At 72.2% G+C, this 17,362-nt stretch carries 14 protein-coding genes; 7 read left to right on the forward strand and 7 right to left on the reverse strand.

Translation table 11 applies throughout. From position 1 onward, the window contains the following. Positions 1-75: 75 nt before the first annotated feature. Together ACIRRU_RS28665 and ACIRRU_RS28670 are read right to left on the reverse strand one after the other, a co-directional pair. On the reverse strand, positions 76-1,032 hold the full coding sequence (locus tag ACIRRU_RS28665; protein WP_403685246.1) for a DUF5996 family protein: 957 nt from the start codon (positions 1,030-1,032) through the stop codon (positions 76-78). A 129-nt stretch (positions 1,033-1,161) separates the two neighbouring features. Next, the gene (locus ACIRRU_RS28670; RefSeq protein ID WP_403685247.1) at positions 1,162-1,890 is read right to left on the reverse strand and encodes a flavodoxin family protein; all 729 of its coding nucleotides are present in this window, start codon (positions 1,888-1,890) and stop codon (positions 1,162-1,164) included. 646 nt (positions 1,891-2,536) lie between these two features. On the opposite strand from ACIRRU_RS28670, the gene ACIRRU_RS28675 reads away from it, so the two are divergent. Further along, complete coding sequence (locus ACIRRU_RS28675) at positions 2,537-3,376, forward strand: alpha/beta fold hydrolase (RefSeq protein WP_403685248.1); 840 nt, start codon at positions 2,537-2,539, stop codon at positions 3,374-3,376. A 49-nt stretch (positions 3,377-3,425) separates the two neighbouring features. On the opposite strand, the gene ACIRRU_RS28680 is transcribed toward ACIRRU_RS28675, so the two are convergent. Beyond that, a complete protein-coding gene (locus tag ACIRRU_RS28680) occupies positions 3,426-4,610 on the reverse strand; it encodes a GDSL-type esterase/lipase family protein (RefSeq protein WP_403685249.1) in 1,185 nt (394 codons plus the stop codon). A gap of 40 nt (positions 4,611-4,650) precedes the next feature. After that, on the reverse strand, positions 4,651-5,223 hold the full coding sequence (locus ACIRRU_RS28685) for a WHG domain-containing protein (protein WP_363201593.1): 573 nt from the start codon (positions 5,221-5,223) through the stop codon (positions 4,651-4,653). A gap of 323 nt (positions 5,224-5,546) precedes the next feature. Here ACIRRU_RS28685 and ACIRRU_RS28690 point away from each other — a divergent pair, with 323 nt between their 5' ends. Then, positions 5,547-6,413, forward strand: coding sequence for a DUF6924 domain-containing protein (locus ACIRRU_RS28690; protein ID WP_403685251.1), 867 nt, complete (start codon positions 5,547-5,549; stop codon positions 6,411-6,413). A gap of 180 nt (positions 6,414-6,593) precedes the next feature. Here ACIRRU_RS28690 and mmsB read toward each other — a convergent pair whose 3' ends face one another. From mmsB to chvE, 3 genes are all read right to left on the reverse strand, one after another. Then, entirely contained in the window at positions 6,594-7,829 is a 1,236-nt protein-coding gene (gene mmsB, locus ACIRRU_RS28695; protein ID WP_403685252.1) for a multiple monosaccharide ABC transporter permease, read from the reverse strand. Further along, the gene (gene mmsA / locus ACIRRU_RS28700; RefSeq protein WP_403685264.1) at positions 7,826-9,400 is read right to left on the reverse strand and encodes a multiple monosaccharide ABC transporter ATP-binding protein; all 1,575 of its coding nucleotides are present in this window, start codon (positions 9,398-9,400) and stop codon (positions 7,826-7,828) included. Before mmsA ends, mmsB begins: the two co-directional genes overlap by 4 nt. 101 nt (positions 9,401-9,501) lie before the next feature. Beyond that, positions 9,502-10,614, reverse strand: coding sequence for a multiple monosaccharide ABC transporter substrate-binding protein (chvE, locus tag ACIRRU_RS28705; RefSeq protein WP_403685253.1), 1,113 nt, complete (start codon positions 10,612-10,614; stop codon positions 9,502-9,504). A 375-nt stretch (positions 10,615-10,989) separates the two neighbouring features. Here chvE and ACIRRU_RS28710 point away from each other — a divergent pair, with 375 nt between their 5' ends. From ACIRRU_RS28710 to ACIRRU_RS28730, 5 genes are all read left to right on the forward strand, one after another. Continuing rightward, on the forward strand, positions 10,990-12,042 hold the full coding sequence (locus ACIRRU_RS28710; protein ID WP_403685255.1) for a LacI family DNA-binding transcriptional regulator: 1,053 nt from the start codon (positions 10,990-10,992) through the stop codon (positions 12,040-12,042). 413 nt (positions 12,043-12,455) lie between these two features. Next, a complete protein-coding gene (gene araB, locus ACIRRU_RS28715; RefSeq protein WP_403685266.1) occupies positions 12,456-14,075 on the forward strand; it encodes a ribulokinase in 1,620 nt (539 codons plus the stop codon). Positions 14,076-14,164: 89 nt separating this feature from the next. Further along, positions 14,165-15,673 carry an L-arabinose isomerase gene (gene araA, locus ACIRRU_RS28720; protein ID WP_403685256.1) on the forward strand — a complete coding sequence of 503 codons (1,509 nt, stop codon included), beginning with the start codon at positions 14,165-14,167 and terminating at the stop codon, positions 15,671-15,673. Between the two features lie 50 nt (positions 15,674-15,723). Then, entirely contained in the window at positions 15,724-16,437 is a 714-nt protein-coding gene (gene araD / locus ACIRRU_RS28725; RefSeq protein ID WP_403685258.1) for an L-ribulose-5-phosphate 4-epimerase AraD, read from the forward strand. Between the two features lie 406 nt (positions 16,438-16,843). Then, positions 16,844-17,254, forward strand: coding sequence for a hypothetical protein (locus tag ACIRRU_RS28730; RefSeq protein ID WP_403685260.1), 411 nt, complete (start codon positions 16,844-16,846; stop codon positions 17,252-17,254). The last annotated feature ends 108 nt before the right edge of the window (positions 17,255-17,362 follow it).

The raw sequence follows: 17,362 nt of genomic DNA on the forward strand, positions 1-17,362 counted from the left end.
GGCCTGCGGCCCCATCTAGTTGACACTTCAACTATGCCGGATGGTGGTTTATGTGTCAACTAGATGGGCGGGTGGCTAGCTGGGGGACCAGCGCGGGGTGGACGTGCCGTCCCACCGGAAGGGGTCGTCCTCCAGTGCGGAGCGGTCCCACCGCCCGTGCACCGCCGCCGCCTCGTAGGTGGAGTGCAGGAACTCGGTGAGCGCGCGGTCCGGGTCGGGGGCGGTGCGGACCGTCTCGTAGGGCAGTAGGAACTGCTTGAACTCGGAGCTGAAGTAGGCGCCTTCGGGGCCGACCGGGTGCTCGGCGAAGCCCTCGGGCTCCGGGTAGGCGTAGGCGTAGAAGGCGCCCTCCTCGCCCCCGCCGGGCCAGAAGCCGCAGCTGGACAGCTCCCGGGAGTAGCCCTCGACCATGACCCAGTCGCCGCAGTTGGGCGCCCCGCCCGGGTGCGGCGGGGCCTCCCGCCCGGAGAAGCGGGTGCAGGCCAGGTCCATCGCTCCCCAGAAGAAGTGGACCGGGCTGACCTTGCCGACGAAGTGCGACCGGAACTCGCCCATGACCCGGTTGGCCTGCAACAGCTGGCGCCAGAACAGGGTGGCCGCCTCACCGTCGTAGGAGGCGTGCTCGTGGTCGTCGGCGAAGGGGATCGCCGGGTCGACCTCGTTGGGGTGCGGGTGGATCGGGGCCTCGATCCCGAGCGCGTCCAGCGTGTGCAGCACCTGGGCGTAGAACTCGGCGACCGGCATGGGGCGCAGGGCGAAGCCCTTGGTGCCGCCGTCGCTGCTGCGGACCTCGAGCCGGTGGCCGACGAAGTCGAACTCGACCTCGAAGGCCCCGCCGCGGTAGGGGATGGTCGAGGTCGTCAGGCCACGCGGGCTGACGTACAGGGTCACCTGCCACCAGTGGTTGACCAGGGGCGCGTGCGCCATCCGGATCTTGCCCACGATCTGGGTCCACATGTGGAGAGTGTCGCGGGTGGCGGTCCAGTCCGCGACCCGGAGGCTCGGCCAGTCGGTCGTCTTGGGAACGGTCATCTCAATCTCACATCCTCGACCGGGCTCGTCGTCCCGGACGCGCGGGTGGGCGGTGTGTTCGGCTCCAGGGCCGCCCCACTTCGCGGCGCTCGCTCCGGCGCCGCCGGGAGCCGGTGGTGGCGGCGGCGGTCAGCGGTACTCGGGGTTGGCGTTGTCGGGGCGGCAGCCCGCGTCCCAGGCGGCGCGCTGGTTGCCGTACGCCGGGAAGCCGCCGGAGCCCCGGATCATCGCGGCGAGGTGGAGCAGGTTGTAGGTCATGAACGAGACGTTCCGGTTGGTGAAGTCGTTCTCCGGTCCGCCCGAGCCCTCGTCGAGGTAGGAGGGCCCCGGGCCGACCTCGCCGAGCCAGCCCGCGTCGGCCTGGGGCGGGATGGAGTAGCCGATGTGCTGGAGGCTGTAGAGGATGTTCATCGCGCAGTGCTTGAGGCCGTCCTCGTTGCCGGTGAGGAGACAGCCGCCGACCCGGCCGTAATAGGCGTACTGGCCCTGCTCGTTGAGGACGCCGGAGTACCCGTAGAGCCGTTCGATCACCTGGCGGGTCACCGAGCTGTTGTCGCCGAGCCAGATCGATCCGCCGATGACCAGGATGTCCGCGGCGAGAACCCGGGGGAGCAGGCTGGGCCACTCGTCGGTGGCCCAGCCGTGCTCGGTCATGTCCGGGCGGACACCGGTGGCGATGTCGTGGTCCACGGCGCGGAACTGGTCCACGCTCACCCCGTTCGCCTCCATGATGGCCACGCTCCGGTCGATCACCCCCTGGGTGTGACTCTCCTCGGGGGACTTCTTGAGCGTGCAGTTGATGTACAGGGCGCTGAGTCCGCTGAAGTCGGGCTTGGCGGTCGCGGGGGTCTGCGTCATGGAGATCCTCGGGAATCGGTCGTCGTACGGTCGGACTGGGAGCGGAGTGGGCCGGCGGCGGATCATTCCGCTCAAGGGAAAGATGAGCCTTGCGGACGATGATTCCGCGGCGACACCACGATCGGCCGCGATCCGGTCCGGAATTGACCTGCCTCGTGTCCGGGAATTCCTGGTGAATCGACCTGCGGGAACCCCGGCCGCGCGTCGCCGGGCGCGACGAGCGGCGACCGGCCGGGTGATGCGGCACCTACGGTAACAGTAGTGTTTGATGTGTCAACCAGACTGTTTGTCCGGCAGGTCACGGCAGGTCGGCGCCCGGCCGCGCGGGCGGCGGCGGACCGCCCTCGTGCTACGGTTCCGGCCACCGAGAGCGAGGTCAACTCGCTCTCGACGGCGCGGGGTGGAGCACTTCCCGGTCCCGCCGGTCCACCGGGGCGACGGGATACGCGCGGGTGTGCGTCGATGTTGTCCGGACGAGGCGGACGCGCGGACCGTGAATCCCGGCGCACAGCGCCGTCCAGGGCACCTGCGGCCGGTTCGGTCGTGTCTGCGTTCATCGCCAACCGTCCTTTCCGCCTCGCACCGCCAGTGGCGGGGCCGCCATTTCACCGGCAGACTTTTCTACCTCGGAAAAGGGAGAACGAAGATGGGTTACGTCACCGTCGGTAGTGAGAACAGCACGCCGATCGAGCTTTACTACGAGGACCAGGGCGCGGGGCAGCCTGTCGTACTGATTCACGGATATCCGCTGAACGGGCACAGCTGGGAGCGTCAGACCCGGGAGCTGCTGGCCGCCGGCTACCGGGTGGTCACCTACGACCGCCGCGGATTCGGCAAGTCGTCCAAGGTGGGTTCCGGCTACGACTACGACACCTTCGCCGCCGACCTGAACACGCTGCTGGAGACCCTCGACCTCCGCGACGTCGTCCTGGTCGGCTTCTCCATGGGCACCGGCGAGCTGGCCCGTTACGTCTTGCGGCACGGCCACGAGCGGGTCGCCAAGCTCGCCTTCCTGGCCTCGCTGGAGCCGTTCCTCGTCGCCCGCGAGGACAATCCTGAAGGCGTCCCGCAGGAGGTGTTCGACGGTATCGAGGCGGCGGCGAAGGGGGATCGCTACTCCTGGTACACGCAGTTCTTCTCGAACTTCTACAACCTCGACGAGAACCTCGGCAGCCGCATCAGCCAGGAAGCGGTGACCGCGAGCTGGAACGTGGCCGTGTCGAGCGCCCCCGTGGCGGCGTACGCGGTCGTCTCCTCCTGGATCGAGGACTTCCGGGCCGATGTCCGGGCGGTCCGGGAGAGCGGCAAGCCCGCCCTGATCCTGCACGGGACCGGCGACCAGATCCTGCCCGTCGACGCCACCGCCCGCCGCTTCCGCCGCGACCTGCCCGACGCGCGGTACGTGGAGATCGAGGGCGCCCCGCACGGTCTGCTCTGGACGCACGCCGACGAGGTCAACGAGGCGCTGCTCGGCTTCCTCGCCTGACCGGCCGCCGCCCCCGGAGAGCCCGGGGGCGACGGGCGGCGGGTGCGCGTCAACGGTCCCGGCGCGCGAACGGGCCGCCGGGGCCGAAGGCGGCGTCCGCGAAACGCCGGGCGATGAGCCGGTGGGTGGCGGGGTCCGGGTGCAGCTCGTCGGGCAGCGGCAGTTCGGCGTTATCGGCCTCGCCGTAGAGGCCGAGACCGTCGAGGTGGCGCAGATGCGGGTCGTCGGCCGCCCGCTGCGCGACCAGCCGGGCCAGCTCGTCCCGGATGACGGCCAGGGTCAGCTTCCCGGCGGCGGTCTCCGCCGGGTCGCCGGTGGCGACGAAGCGCAACCGGCCCTCACTCATGGCGTCGGTGTCCGGGGCGGACGGGCCGGGCGTGTTCTCGTGGATGGGGCAGCAGATCGGTGAGACGACCAGCAGCGGCGTGGTGGGATGCCCCTCGCGGATGGTGTCGAGGAAACCGTGCACGGCCGGACCGAACGCGCGCAGCCGCATCAGGTCGGCGTTGACGAGGTTGATGCCGATCTTCAGGCTGATCAGGTCGGCGGGGGTGTCCCGGATGGCGCGCGCGGTGAACGGGTCGAGCAGGGCGCTGCCGCCGAACCCCAGATTGATCAGCTCGGCCCCGCCGTGAGCCGCGGCCAGTGCGGGCCAGGTGCCGGTCGGGGTCTCGGCGTTGGAGCCGTGGCTGATCGAACTGCCGTGGTGCAGCCAGACCGGCCGGTCGCTTGGCTGCGGGGGACGGGTGGGCGCGTCGGTGCGCAGGGCGACCAGCTGGGTCGTCTCGTCGTGCGGCAGCCATATCTCGATGCCCTTGTCGCCCTCGGGCAGCCCGGTGAACCGAAGGGTCTCGACCGGGCCCGGCCGGCTCTGCGCGCTTCCCGACGCCAGATCGATGGTGAGCGTGTCCCCGTCGGGCGCGACGGCCCGGCCCTCGGGGCGGCCGTCCACCAGGAGTTCGTACACCCCGTCGGGGCGCGGCGGCGCACCCGGGTAGACCCGCTTGGTGGCCACCACGTCCAGTTCGACGGCGGTGGCCGGGCTGCGGAACGCCAGCCGGACCCCGGAGGGCTGTGATTCGGCCATGGCGAGCTGTCCGTCGGGGATCTGCCGACGGGCGCGCGCGGGCAGCCGGTGGGGCAGCGCACCGCGTTCGGTGCGCTCCAGGTCGAGGGCGCCGCGCAGGATGTCGAGGCTGATGGGGGTGGTGATCCACTCGTTCCGGGTGGTCATGTTCTCGTTCCTTCATCCGGTGAGGGGGTGGCGGAGTCCGTCAGGAGGCGGTCGGCCAGTGGCGCAGCAGGGCGTCCAGCGCGCCCAGGATCTCGGTCCAGCTCTCCTGGGAGGACGGGGAGCTGTGGCTGAAACCACCCGCCGCCTCCAGCCCGACGTATCCGCTGAAGACGCTGCCCAACAGCCGCACGGCGTGGGTCTGCTGGAGCTCGTCCAGGTCGTAGCCGAGCAGGATCGCCCGCATCATCCCGCTGTGCCGCGCTCCGGCACTGGCGGCCGCCGCTTCGGGGTCCAGCCGGAACCGCGCCGCCGTGAAGCGGCCCGGGTGCTCGACGGCGTAGTCGCGGTAGGCGTCGGCGAAGGCGGTCAGGGCGTCCTTCCCGGCCCGCCCGGCGAGAGCGACGGACGCCCGGTCGGCGAGCTCTTCCAGGGCCAGCAGGGCGATCTTCGTCTTGAGGTCGTGGGCGTTCCTGACATGCGAGTACAGGCTCGCGGTCCGGACGCCCAGCCGTCGGGCGAGCGTGGACGGCGTCACCTGGTCGAACCCGATCTCGTCCGCCAGCTCGGCCCCCGCCCGCACCACGCGTTCCGCGGCCGGTCCCGCCTTCGCCATGCCACCCTCCGAACATCTCTCGGTGATTACCTAAGAGAATGTACATCTGCCTAATAGAATTAGGCAAACGGGTATGGACTTTAGGGATCCGGGCTGCGGGACGGGCCGCCGCCCGTCCCGCGGCCCCGCGCGGGACGGCCGGGTCCACCGGGGCACGGCCCCGCTATCGTCGTGGAGCTGACCGCTCGGGCCGTCGCCGACCTGGTCCGGGGGCCGCGCTCCGGGTGGCGGCGCGCCGGTGAGAGCGTCACCCGTGCCGCTGTGCGCCCCGCGCATCCCGTGAACGCGTACGGCCCCCACGAGATCCGACCGAAAGGCCACCCGTGAAGCCCCTCCCGGCGAACGTCGGCAACGTCGTCATCCGCACCGACTTCTCGGAGCAGCGCATCTGGGACGACATCCGCGCGCTGATCAGCCGCCATACCGACGAGGGTCTGCTCACCACGGTGCGGATCGTCGACGACCCCGGGTACGCGGGCCTGACCGCGGAGCGACTGCTCGGCCTGCTGCCGCAGGACAACGACTGCGTGTACCTCGCCGTCGCGGACGCCCGGACCTCGGCGCCGGGCCTCCGGCTCCAGGACCGGACGCTCCTCGTGGTGGACGCGGCCTCCAGGGGCACCGGACCCGTCGGCGTCTTCCGGACCCGGCTGTCGGACCTTCCCTCCGTCGACGCCAACTTGTCGCTCGCGAACATGGAGTTCGGCGAGTTCCAGGAGCCGGTGCGCGACAACGCCGCCCACCCGGACCCGCGGCCCGGCCCCGCCGCCGGGCGGCCCCCGGTGCCGTGGGACGGGGTGGACGACAGGCCCGTCCTCACCGGTCTGGCGCCGGGGGACACCGTCCGCCGCCAGGTGGTGTCCTCCCCGTCCGGCACTTACGTTCTCCTGAACCAGGACGACGGCGACGTGGTGATCCGCCGGGTCCGGGACGGGGCGGTGGTGTGGCGGACCGGGACACGGCTGGACGAGGAACTGACCGGCCTCTCCAGCCGCCTGGTGCTGCGGGAGAGCGGCGATCTGGTGCTGTTCGACCCCACCGGCGTACGGCTGTGGAGCAGCGGGACGCCGGGCCGGGGCGTCCGGCGGGCGGTGCTCGGCGACGACGGCAGGCTCGCGCTCCTCGACGCGGAGGGCGGCGAGGTCTGGTCCTCGGCACGGCCCGGCCCCGAGCCGGCCGCCCTGGCGTGACGGGGCGTCATGCTGGGCCGTCATCCATATGACTGACTGTTCGTCAGCATGACGGGACGTCAGTCCTGCCCCGCCGCCCGCGAGTTGCGGTTCGTGCCCTCCGGGCCACCGGCCTCCGGCCCGCCGCCGTCCAGCGGACCGGAGGGCGGCGGGCCGGAGGGCCCCCGCACCGGGATCGGGTTACGCCGTGGTCCTGCGCTTGTTCCACACGTCGAAACCGACGGCGGCCAGCAGGGCCAGCCCCTTGATGACCTGCTGCCAGTCCGTGCCGATCCCCACCAGGTTCATGCCGTTGTTGAGGACGCCGAGGACGAGACCGCCGATGATGGCCCCGAGCACGGTGCCGACCCCGCCGCTCATGGACGCGCCGCCGATGAACGCGGCGGCGATCGCCTCCAGTTCGAAGTTGATCCCCGCCTTCGGGGACGCGGCGTTGAAGCGGGCCGCGAACACCAGCCCGGCCAGCGCGGCGAGGACGCCCATGTTGAGGAAGACGGCGAAAGTGATCTTGCGGTCCTTGACGCCGGAGAGCTTCGCCGCGGGGAGGTTGCCGCCGATGGCGTAGACGTGACGGCCGATCACCACGTTGCGCATGACGTAACCGAAGCAGACGAGCAGGACGGCGAGGATGAGCAGCACCACGGGCGCGCCCTTGTAACTGGCCAGCAGCAGGGTGGCGGTGGCGATGGCGGCGACGAGCGCGACGAGCTTGAGGACGAAGAGGTTCCTGGGCAGGGGTGCCAGGTCGAACTCGGTCTGCCGTCGTCGGTTGCGTACCTCCTGGCTGATGACCACCGCGATGACACCGAGCCCCAGCAGCAGCGTCAGGTTGTGGTAGTTGGTGACCGGACCGACCTGCGGAAGGAAGCCGTTGGCCACCTTCTGCAGGCCCTGGGGGAACGGGCCGAGGGTCTGCCCCTGGAGGAAGATCTCGGTGAGTCCCCGGAAGAGCAGCATCCCGGCGAGGGTGACGATGAACGACGGTATGCCGATGTAGGCGATGAAGAACCCCTGCACCGCGCCGGCCACCGCGCCGATCAGCAGGGTGATCCCGACGGCGAGCGGCCAGGCGACCTGGTGCTCGACCATCAGCACGGCGGCGACCGCGCCCACCAGGGCGGTCAGGGAACCCACGGACAGGTCGATGTGCCCGGAGATGATGACGATCATCATGCCGATGGCGAGGATGAGGATGTAGCTGTTCTGGAGCACCAGGTTGGAGACGTTGCGCGGCAGCAGCAGGTCCCCGCCGGTCCACACCTGGAAGAGCAGCACGATCAGACCGAGGGCGAACACCATCCCGTACTGGCGGGTGTTGCGGCGGACGTTGTCCAGCAGCAGCCGCGCCACCGCGGGAGCGGCGCCGGCCGGCCGCCCCTCGGTGGCGGGAGGGGTGGGGCTGAGATCAGTGGTCATCGGGAGGGTCCTTCGTCGGGTGCGTCGTGCGGTGGCGCGGCGTCGGCGGGCGCGGCGGGGTCATGCGTCATGAGGCGCATCAGGAGTTCCTGGTCGGCTTCGGCGCGGCCGCTCTCCCCGGTGATGCGGCCCGCCGCCATGGCGTAGACGCGGTCGCACATACCGAGGAGTTCGGGCAGCTCCGAGGAGATCATCAGGACCGCCTTGCCCTCGGCGGCGAGGCGGTCGATGACCGTGTAGATCTCGTACTTCGCGCCGACGTCCACGCCCCGGGTGGGCTCGTCCAGGATGAGGACCTCGGGACCGGCGAGGATCCACTTGCTCAGGACGACCTTCTGCTGGTTGCCGCCCGAGAGCCGCCCCACCTGCTCGAAGATGCTGCTGGTACGGATGTTCATGGTGCGCCGGAAGTCCTCGGCGACCAGGCGCTCCCGGTGGCCGTCGACGACCGAGCGGCGGGCCAGCCGGGGCAGCGAGGCCAGGGAGATGTTCCGGCTCACCGAGTCCTGGAGGTCCAGACCGTACTGCTTGCGGTCCTCGGTGACGTACGCGATGCCCGCGCCGACGGCCTCCGACACGGTACGGGTGCGGATCTCGCTGCCGTCGCGCAGCACCGTTCCGCCGAGGTACCTGCCGTAGGAGCGGCCGAAGACGCTCATGGCCAGTTCGGTGCGGCCCGCCCCCATCAGCCCGGCGATGCCCACGATCTCGCCGCGCTCCACGTACAGCGAGGCCCGGTCGACGACCGTGCGGTGGTGGTCGACCGGGTGGCCGACCGTCCAGTCCCGGATCTCCAGGGCCGGGGCGGGGGAGGGCGGCAGGGTGCGCGGGGTCCGGTCCGGGAAGCGGTTGTCCAGGCTCCGGCCGACCATGGAGCGGATGATGCGCTCCTCGGTGGTCCCGGGGTCCGCGAGGGCCAGGGTCTCCACGGTCCGGCCGTCGCGCAGCACGGTCACGGTGTCGGCGACCTCGGATATCTCGCCCAGCTTGTGCGAGATGACGATCGAGGTGATGCCCTGGTTCCTCAACTCCTTGATCAGGCGCAGCAGCTGGGCGCTGTCCTCGTCGTTCAGCGCGGCGGTCGGTTCGTCCAGGATGAGCAGTCCGACGTCCTTGGCCAGGGCCTTGGCGATCTCCACCAACTGCTGTTTGCTGACGCCGAGGTCGGCGACCGGGGTCCCCGGATGCTCGTCCAGCCCCACCCTGCGCAGGAGTCCGGCGGTCCGGCGCTGGGTCTCCGGCCAGTCGATGACGCCCCGCCGGGCGGGCTCGTGGCCGAGGAAGACGTTCTCGGCGATGGACAGCTGCGGCACGAGGGCCAGTTCCTGGTGGATGATGACGATGCCCCGCCGTTCGCTGGCGCGGATGTCCCGGAACCGGCACTCCTCGCCCGCGTAGCGGATCTCCCCCTCGTAACTCCCGTGCGGGTGAACGCCGGAGAGGACCTTCATCAGGGTGGACTTGCCCGCCCCGTTCTCCCCGCACAGGGCGTGCACCTCGCCGCGCCGGACCCGCAGGTTCACGTCGCTGAGCGCTCTCACCCCGGGGAACGTCTTGGTGATCGAGCGCATGTCGAGCACGAGTTCGTCGCCCGGCGCGGGGCCGGGGGCGCGCTCGGCCAGCGGGCCCGCGCCGGGAGCCGGCGGCCGGTCGCTGCCCGGGGTCCCTGCGGTCACCGCAGGTCCTCGGCCTTCAGATAGCCGGAGTCCACCAGTACGGACTCGTAGTTGCCCTTGTCCACGCTGACCGGCGGCAGCAGATGCGCGGGGACGACCTTCTCCCCGTTGTCGTACGTCGTGGTGTCGTTGGTCTCCGGCTTCCTGCCGTCCAGCACCGCCTCGACCATGTCCGAGGCCACCTGGGCGAGTGCGCGGGTGTCCTTGTAGACGGTCTGGGTCTGCTCGCCCGCGATGATCGACTTCACGGACGCGGCCTCGGCGTCCTGTCCGGTAACGACCGGCAGGGGCTTGGCGGCACCGCCGTAGTCGTCGGACTTGAGGGCCGAGAGGATGCCGATGGAGATCCCGTCGTAGGGGGAGAGCACCGCGTCGACCCGGGCGGAGGAGTAGGCCGAGGTGAGCAGGTCGTCCATCCGGCGCTGGGCGGTGCCGCCGTCCCAGCGCAGCGTGGTGACCTGGTTGAGGCGGGTCTGCTGCGAGCGGACGACGAGGCGCTTGTCGTCGATGTAGGGCTTCAGGACCTTCATCGCGCCGTTGAAGAAGTACTTGGTGTTGTTGTCGTCGTTCGACCCGGCGAACAGCTCGATGTTGAAGGGACCCTTTCCGGGGTCGTCCTTCAGCCCGAGCTTGTCGACGATGTAGCCGCCCTGGAGTTCGCCGACCTTCTCGTTGTCGAACGAGGCGTAGTAGTCCACGTGCGGGGAGCCGAGGATCAGCCGGTCGTAGGAGATGACGGGGATGTCGGCGTCGGCGGCCTGCTGGAGCACGTTGGAGAGAGCCTCGCCGTTGATGGCGGCGACGACCAGCGCGTCCACCCCCTGCGTGATCATGTTCTCGATCTGCGAGACCTGCTGGTCGGGGTCGTCCTCCCCGTACTGGAGGGTGGTCGTGAAGCCCGCCTTCTTCAGGCTCGCCGTCATGTTCCGGCCGTCGGCTATCCAGCGCTCGGAGGACTTGGTGGGCATGGCGATGCCGATGGTCCGGGGTCCGTCACCCGAGCCTTCCCGGCTGCCGCCCTCGCTGTTCTGCCCGCAGGCGGTCAGCAGCAGGGCGCACGCGGTCGCGGCGGCGAGGAGGGGGAGGGCGGCGGCTCGTTGGTTCGTCATGGTCGTTACCTGGCATTCCCGTCATGGGGTCGGCTCTGGGATGACCGCGAAGCGGTCCGCCGGTGGAGCTGAAGCGGCGCTTCGGCGGTGCTGGGACGGTGCTTCGGTGGTGCTTCGGCGTGCTGGGGCGGTGCTGAGCGGGAGGTGGGGCCCGGGCGGTGGGGGAAGGGCGGCCGTCCCGTGCGGGTGCGAGCGCCCGGCGACGGAGCGGCCAGCCTTCGGCCACTGGATTGTTAGCGCTCACACATGGTCAGGGCAAGAGGCGTTAAGGTGTTTCTCGTATTCGGGGTGGGCCCGTCGCCCGCCGAGGCGGGCCGGTCGCCCCCGGCGGACACCCCGTCGGCCGCCGCGGCCCTCGTCCGAAGGAAGTACGGCATGACCCGCTCCACGGAGGCCGTCCGCCCGCCGACCATGGCGGACGTCGCCAGGGAGGCGGGGGTCTCCCACCAGACCGTCTCCCGGGTGCTCAGCGGCCACCCGAACGTCCGCGCCGCCACCCGCGAACAGGTGACGGCGGCCATCGGGCGACTGGGCTACCGCCGCAACCCGGCCGCCCGCGCCCTGGTCACCCGGCGTACGCGGACGCTCGGCGTGATAGCCGTCGACCCCACGCTCTACGGCCCCGCCAGCACCCTCGCCGGACTCCAGGAGGCCGCCCGCGACGAGGGATACCTGGTCTCCACGGTGACGCTGCGCAGCGGTGGCGGCCATGCCCTGCCCGACGCCCTCGACCACCTGGCCGCCTGGGGCGTCGAGGGCGCCGTCGTGATCACCCCGCAGCGCTCCAGCGTGCGGGCCCTGGCCCGGCTGGCCCCGCCCTTCCCGGTCGTCACGGTCGAGGGCAGCCACGACCTGGACATCCCCGGTGTCTCCCTCGATCAGGAGCTGGGCGCGCGCCTGGTCACCGAGCACCTCCTGGCCGCCGGTCACGAGAGCGTCTGGCACGTGGCCGGGCCGGAGGACTGGCTGGAGAGCGCCGCCCGGACGACGGGCTGGCGCGCGGTCCTGGAGGAGAACGGGATCGAGCCGCCCCGTGTGCTGCGAGGCGACTGGAGCCCGCTGTCCGGCTACCACGCGGGCCAGGAGCTGGCGGGCCTGACCCTGGCCCGGCGCGGCTCACCCCCGGTGACGGCCGCCTTCGTCGCCAACGACCAGATGGCGCTGGGTGTTCTGCGCGCCCTGCGGGAGGCGGGCATCCACACCCCCCGCCAGGTGGCCGTCGCGGGGTTCGACGACATCCCCGAAGCGGGCTTCTTCCCCCCGCCGCTGACCACGGTGCGCCAGGACTTCACCGCCATCGGGCGCCGGAGCATCCAGCTGCTGCTGGAGCACATCGAGGGTGTGGCGACCGGGGTGGAGCACGTCGTCGTGGAACCCCAGCTCATCGTCCGTGCCAGCACCCGCCCCCAGGGCCACGCCCCGGAGTGAGGCCACCCCACCGAGGGCGACCCGGCTGCGGTGACCCGCCGGCGGCGACCCGGCGACGGTGAGGCACCGATGGCGGCCCGCCGGCGGCGACCCGGCTGCGGTGACCCGCCTCTCCCGGACCGGCCGCCGGCCGCCTCATCCGGAGCCCGCCACCGTCGTGCCTCTTGCCTCAGAGGATTGTTAGCGCTAACAATCAGGGGGCGGTGTCGCTCCCCGCGCCTCGCTCCGCCTAGCAGAGAGCCGCGCTCGTGCCCCCTCAGCCCGCCTCGCCCCGCCAGCCCGCCGACCGCGCCTCCGGGCCGGGCTCCGGCCCGCACTCCGCGACCGGCCGGTCCACCGGCCCGGGTGCCCCCGGCCCGGCTCCCGGCGCCTGCGCCGTCGGCGTCGACTTCGGCACCCTCTCGGCGCGCGCCGTGGTGGTGCGGGTCGGCGACGGCACGGAGCTCGGCTCCGCCGTGCACACCTACCGCCACGGGGTCATCGACCGGAGCCTGCCGGGGTCCTCGGCCCCGCTGCCGCCCGACTGGGCCCTCCAGGACCCGCGCGACTGGCGGGAGGCGCTGCGCACCGCCGTACCGCAAGCGCTCGACGCCGCGGGTGTCGGCCCCGGCGACGTCATCGGTATCGGGACCGACTTCACCGCCTGCACGGTGCTCCCGACCACGGCCGACGGGGTGCCCCTGGCCGAACTGCCCGACTGGGCCGACCGCCCGCACGCCTGGCCCAAGCTGTGGAAGCACCACGCCGCCCAGGACCAGGCCCGCCGCATCAACGCCCTCGCGCACGAGCGGGGCGAACCCTGGATCAAGCGGTACGGAGGCCGGATCTCCGCCGAGTGGCAGTACGCCAAGGCCCTCCAGGTCCTGGAGGAGGACCCCGAGATCTACGCGGCCTGCGCCCGCTGGATCGAGGCGGCCGACTGGATCGTCTGGCAGCTGACCGGTGCCGAGTCGCGCAACACCTGCACCGCCGGCTACAAGGGCATCCACCAGGACGGCGCCTACCCCTCGCCCGCGTATCTCGCCGAACTCCACCCGGGATTCGGTGACTTCCCCGCGACCCGGCTGGAACACCCCCTGCTGCCGCTCGGCTCCCGTGCCGGGACGATCAGCGCCGAAGCGGCCGCCTGGACCGGTCTCGGGCCGGGCACACCGGTCGCGGTCGGCAACGTCGACGCCCACGTCACGGCCCCCGCCGCCGGAGCCCTGGACGACGGGCACCTGCTCGCCATCATGGGGACCTCCACCTGTCACGTCGTCAACAGCTCTCAGCTGGCCGAGGTCCCGGGCGTCTGCGGGGTGGTGGACGGCGGCATCGTGGCGGGCGCGTACGGCTACGAGGCGGGCCAGAGCGGGGTCGGCGACATCTTCGCCTGGTGGCTGCGCCAGGGGCTGCCCGACGCCTACCGCGCCGCCGCCGACGCCGCGGGCGAGGACCCGCACGAGCATCTGACCGCCCTGGCGGCGAAGCAGCCGGTCGGGGCGCACGGTCTGGTCGCGCTCGACTGGATGAACGGCAACCGCTCCACGCTCGTCGACCACGACCTCTCCGGCGTGCTCGTGGGGCTCACGCTCGACACCCGCCCCGAGGACGTCTACCGCGCCCTGCTGGAGGCCACCGCCTTCGGCACCCGCGTCATCGTCGACACGCTGACCGAACACGGTCTGCCTGTAACGGAGTTCACCGTGGCGGGCGGACTCAAGAAGAACCCGCTGCTGATGCAGATCTACGCCGACGTGCTGCGCCGGCCCGTCTCCCTGGCCACCTCCGACCAGGGCCCCGCCCTCGGCTCCGCCATCCACGCCGCCGTGGCCGCCGGGGCGTACCCGGACGTGCGCACGGCCGCCGCCCGGATGGGCGGCGTCGAGCGGAACGTGTACCGCCCCGACCCGGAGGCGGCCGACGCCTACGACCTCCTGTTCGCCGAATACCGGTCGCTGCACGACCACTTCGGCACCGGCGCCGACCTCCTGCTGCACCGGCTGCGCAGACTCCGCAACGCGGCCAGGGCCCGGTCCACGACGCCCCGCTGACCATCCCCGCGTACCCCGCCGCCGACCACCCCCGTCCCCTCCCGGCCGCTCCCCGGGCCCCGGCGCCACGACGAAGGAGAACCCCGCTCATGCCCGCCGCTCCCACCGACAGCGAGGTCTGGTTCCTCACCGGCAGCCAGTCGCTCTACGGCGAGGACACCCTCGCCCGCGTCGCCTCCCAGTCACGGCAGACCGCCGAGACGCTCGCCACCGGCGCCGGACCCGGCCCGCGGATCGTGTGGAAGCCCGTCCTGACGGACGCGGACGCCATCCGCCGGATGTGCCTGGACGCCGAGGGGGACGACCGCTGCATCGGCCTCATCGCCTGGATGCACACCTTCTCCCCGGCCAAGATGTGGATCGCCGGACTGGCCGCCCTCCGCAAGCCGCTGCTGCACCTGCACACCCAGGCGAACCGCGCCCTGCCTTGGTCCACCATCGACATGGACTTCATGAACCTCAACCAAGCGGCCCACGGAGACCGCGAGTTCGGCCACATACAGGCGCGCCTCGGCGTCTCCCGCAAAACCGTCACGGGTCATGTGTCCGACCCCGGCGTCGCCCGCCGCGTCGACGCCTGGACGCGCGCCGCCCTCGGCCGGGCGGAGTTCGCCCGCCTGCGGCTGGCCCGCTTCGGCGACAACATGCGCGACGTCGCCGTCACCGAAGGCGACAAGGTCGAGGCCCAGTTCAGGTTCGGCACCTCCGTCAACACCTACGCCGTCAACGAGTTGGCCGAGGCGGTGGACGCCGTGGACGACCGCACGGTCCTCGCCCTCACCCGGAGTTACGCCGACACCTACGCCCTCGCCCCCGAACTGCGCCCCGGCGGGGAGCGCCACTCCTCCCTGCGCTACGCGGCCCGCGTCGAGGCCGGTCTGCGCGGCTTCCTGACCGATGGCGGCTTCGCCGCGTTCACCACGAACTTCGAAGACCTGGGCGGACTGCGGCAGTTGCCCGGTCTGGCCGTCCAGCGCCTGATGGCCGACGGCTACGGGTTCGGCGGCGAGGGCGACTGGAAGACCGCCGCCCTGCTGCGGGCCGCCAAGGCCATGACGTACGGACTGCCGGGCGGCACCTCCTTCATGGAGGACTACACCTACGACCTCACGGTGGACGGCGGGCTCATCCTCGGCGCCCACATGCTGGAGGTGTGCCCCTCGCTCACCACGGCGACGCCCTCCTGCGAGATCCACCCGCTGAGCATCGGCGGCCGTGAGGACCCGGTCCGCCTGGTGTTCGACGCCGACCCCGGCCCCGGGATCGTCGTCGGTCTGACGGACCTGGGCTCCCGCTTCCGGCTGGTCGCCAACGAGGTCGACGTGGTCGGCCCGCCCGCCCCGCTACCGCTGCTCCCCGTGGCCCGCGCGGTATGGCGCCCCGAACCCGACCTGCGGACTTCCACCGAGGCCTGGCTGACCGCCGGGGGCCCGCACCACACGGTGCTCAGCACGGCCCTGGGGCGCGAGGAGTTCGAGGACCTCGCCGACATGCTGGCCGTCGAACTCGCCGTGATCGACGGGGAGACGACCGTACGCCGCTTCGCCCAGGAACTGCGCTGGAACCAGGCGTACCACCGGCTGGCCGACGTCCGGTGAACGGCCCCGCCGACCTGACCGTCCCGCCGCCCCCGCCAGGAGGCCCCGCCATGTCCCGGACCGCCTTCGCGTCGCTGCGGCGCGAGGTCCTCGCCGCCAACCTCCGCCTGCCCCGAGCCGGTCTGGCCACCCTGACCTGGGGCAACGTCAGCGGCATCGACCGGGAGGCGGGTGTCTTCGTCATCAAGCCTTCCGGAGTGCCCTACGACCGGCTCACCGAGGACCACCTCGTGGCGGTCGCCGTGGCGGACGGCCGGATCGTCGAGGGGGACCTGCGGCCCTCGACGGACACCGAGACCCACCGCAGCCTCTACCGGGCCTTCCCCTCGGTCGGCGGCGTCACCCACACCCACTCGCCGCACGCCGTCGCCTTCGCGCAGGCCCGCCGCCCCATACCGGTCCTCGGCACCACCCACGCCGACACCTTCGACGGCGCGGTGCCCGTGACCGAACCGCTCACCCGCGAACAGTGCGCGAACGACTACGAGTTCAACACCGGGCAGGTCATCGTGGAACTGCTCGACGGTGACGACGAGCGGGCCCGCACCGTGCCCGCCGCGCTCGTCGCCCACCACGGTCCGTTCACCTGGGGAGCGGACGCCCACGCCTCGCTGGACCACGCCGTCATCTGCGAGGCGGTCGCGGAGATGGCCCTGCACACCCTCACCCTGGGAGCCGTGACGCCCCCGCAGCACCTGCTGGACCGCCACTTCACCCGTAAACACGGGGCCGGGGCCTACTACGGCAACCCGGGAGCCGACTGACCCCGCCCCGCCGCGTCCCGCCCGAGCGGGCTCAGGCCGGCCGGACGCGCCAGCGTGCCCCCGCGCGCACGGCCGGGGATGTCCTCGGCGGGGAGCGCGTCGATGGCGCAGTCGGCCCGCGCGACCACACCACTCGTCGGGGTGAGGGGTTCGGTGGCCGCCCCTGCCGCCGCAGACGCGGGCCCAACGGTGTCCGCTCACGACGTCTCCTCGCGAACGCACCGGTCAAGGGAGGTGCGTTCCGTGGGAACCGGTCCCTTCGGGCCTGCGCCGCGCGTGGGGGCGGCGCCCGGCGCACATACGGAGAGTGAAAAGCGGTCGGGTTTTCCGTCACGGAGGGTGGGCAGAGCTCGGGTGGCCCCGTCCGGGAACCACCCGGGGGCACCGACCGCTGAAGGAGAGAGTCATGAAGCTGTTCACGGGGAGCACGAAGCCGCTCACGGGAAGCGCGAGGCCGGCCCCGCGGAGCGAGCGGTTCCGGTCGGTCCGGCGGACCGTCGCCGCCGCCTCGATGGCGGCCGCGCTGGCCGTCCCGGTCACCGCCGCGACCGCGGCCGCCGCTCCCACGGCCCCGGCCCCGGTCCCGCCCGGCCTCTCCTGCGACACCGGCAAGCACGCCATCGACGAGTACACGGGCTTCGCGCTCTGCCGCAACAACGGCAGCCAGACCCGGACGTTCTGGGTGCACCTGGTCTGCGGCTGGGCCCCGGACGTCGACGGCGACCGCGTCACCCTGCGGCCCGGTGAGTCCGGCCAGTCCACCGCCCACTGCGGGAAGCTGGGCACCGGCATCGGGGAGATCCACGTCCGCCCGTGACCCCGTCGCGGGGGGGGGGGGCCGGCCGGCGGTGAAATCAAGTTCGGGCGGCCCCGCCCACCCGGGGGGGCACCCCGGGCCGGGGCCGCGCCGACCGCGCGGAACCCG

Source organism: Streptomyces sp. NPDC101181 (assembly GCF_044767975.1).
Lineage (GTDB): Bacteria > Actinomycetota > Actinomycetes > Streptomycetales > Streptomycetaceae > Streptomyces.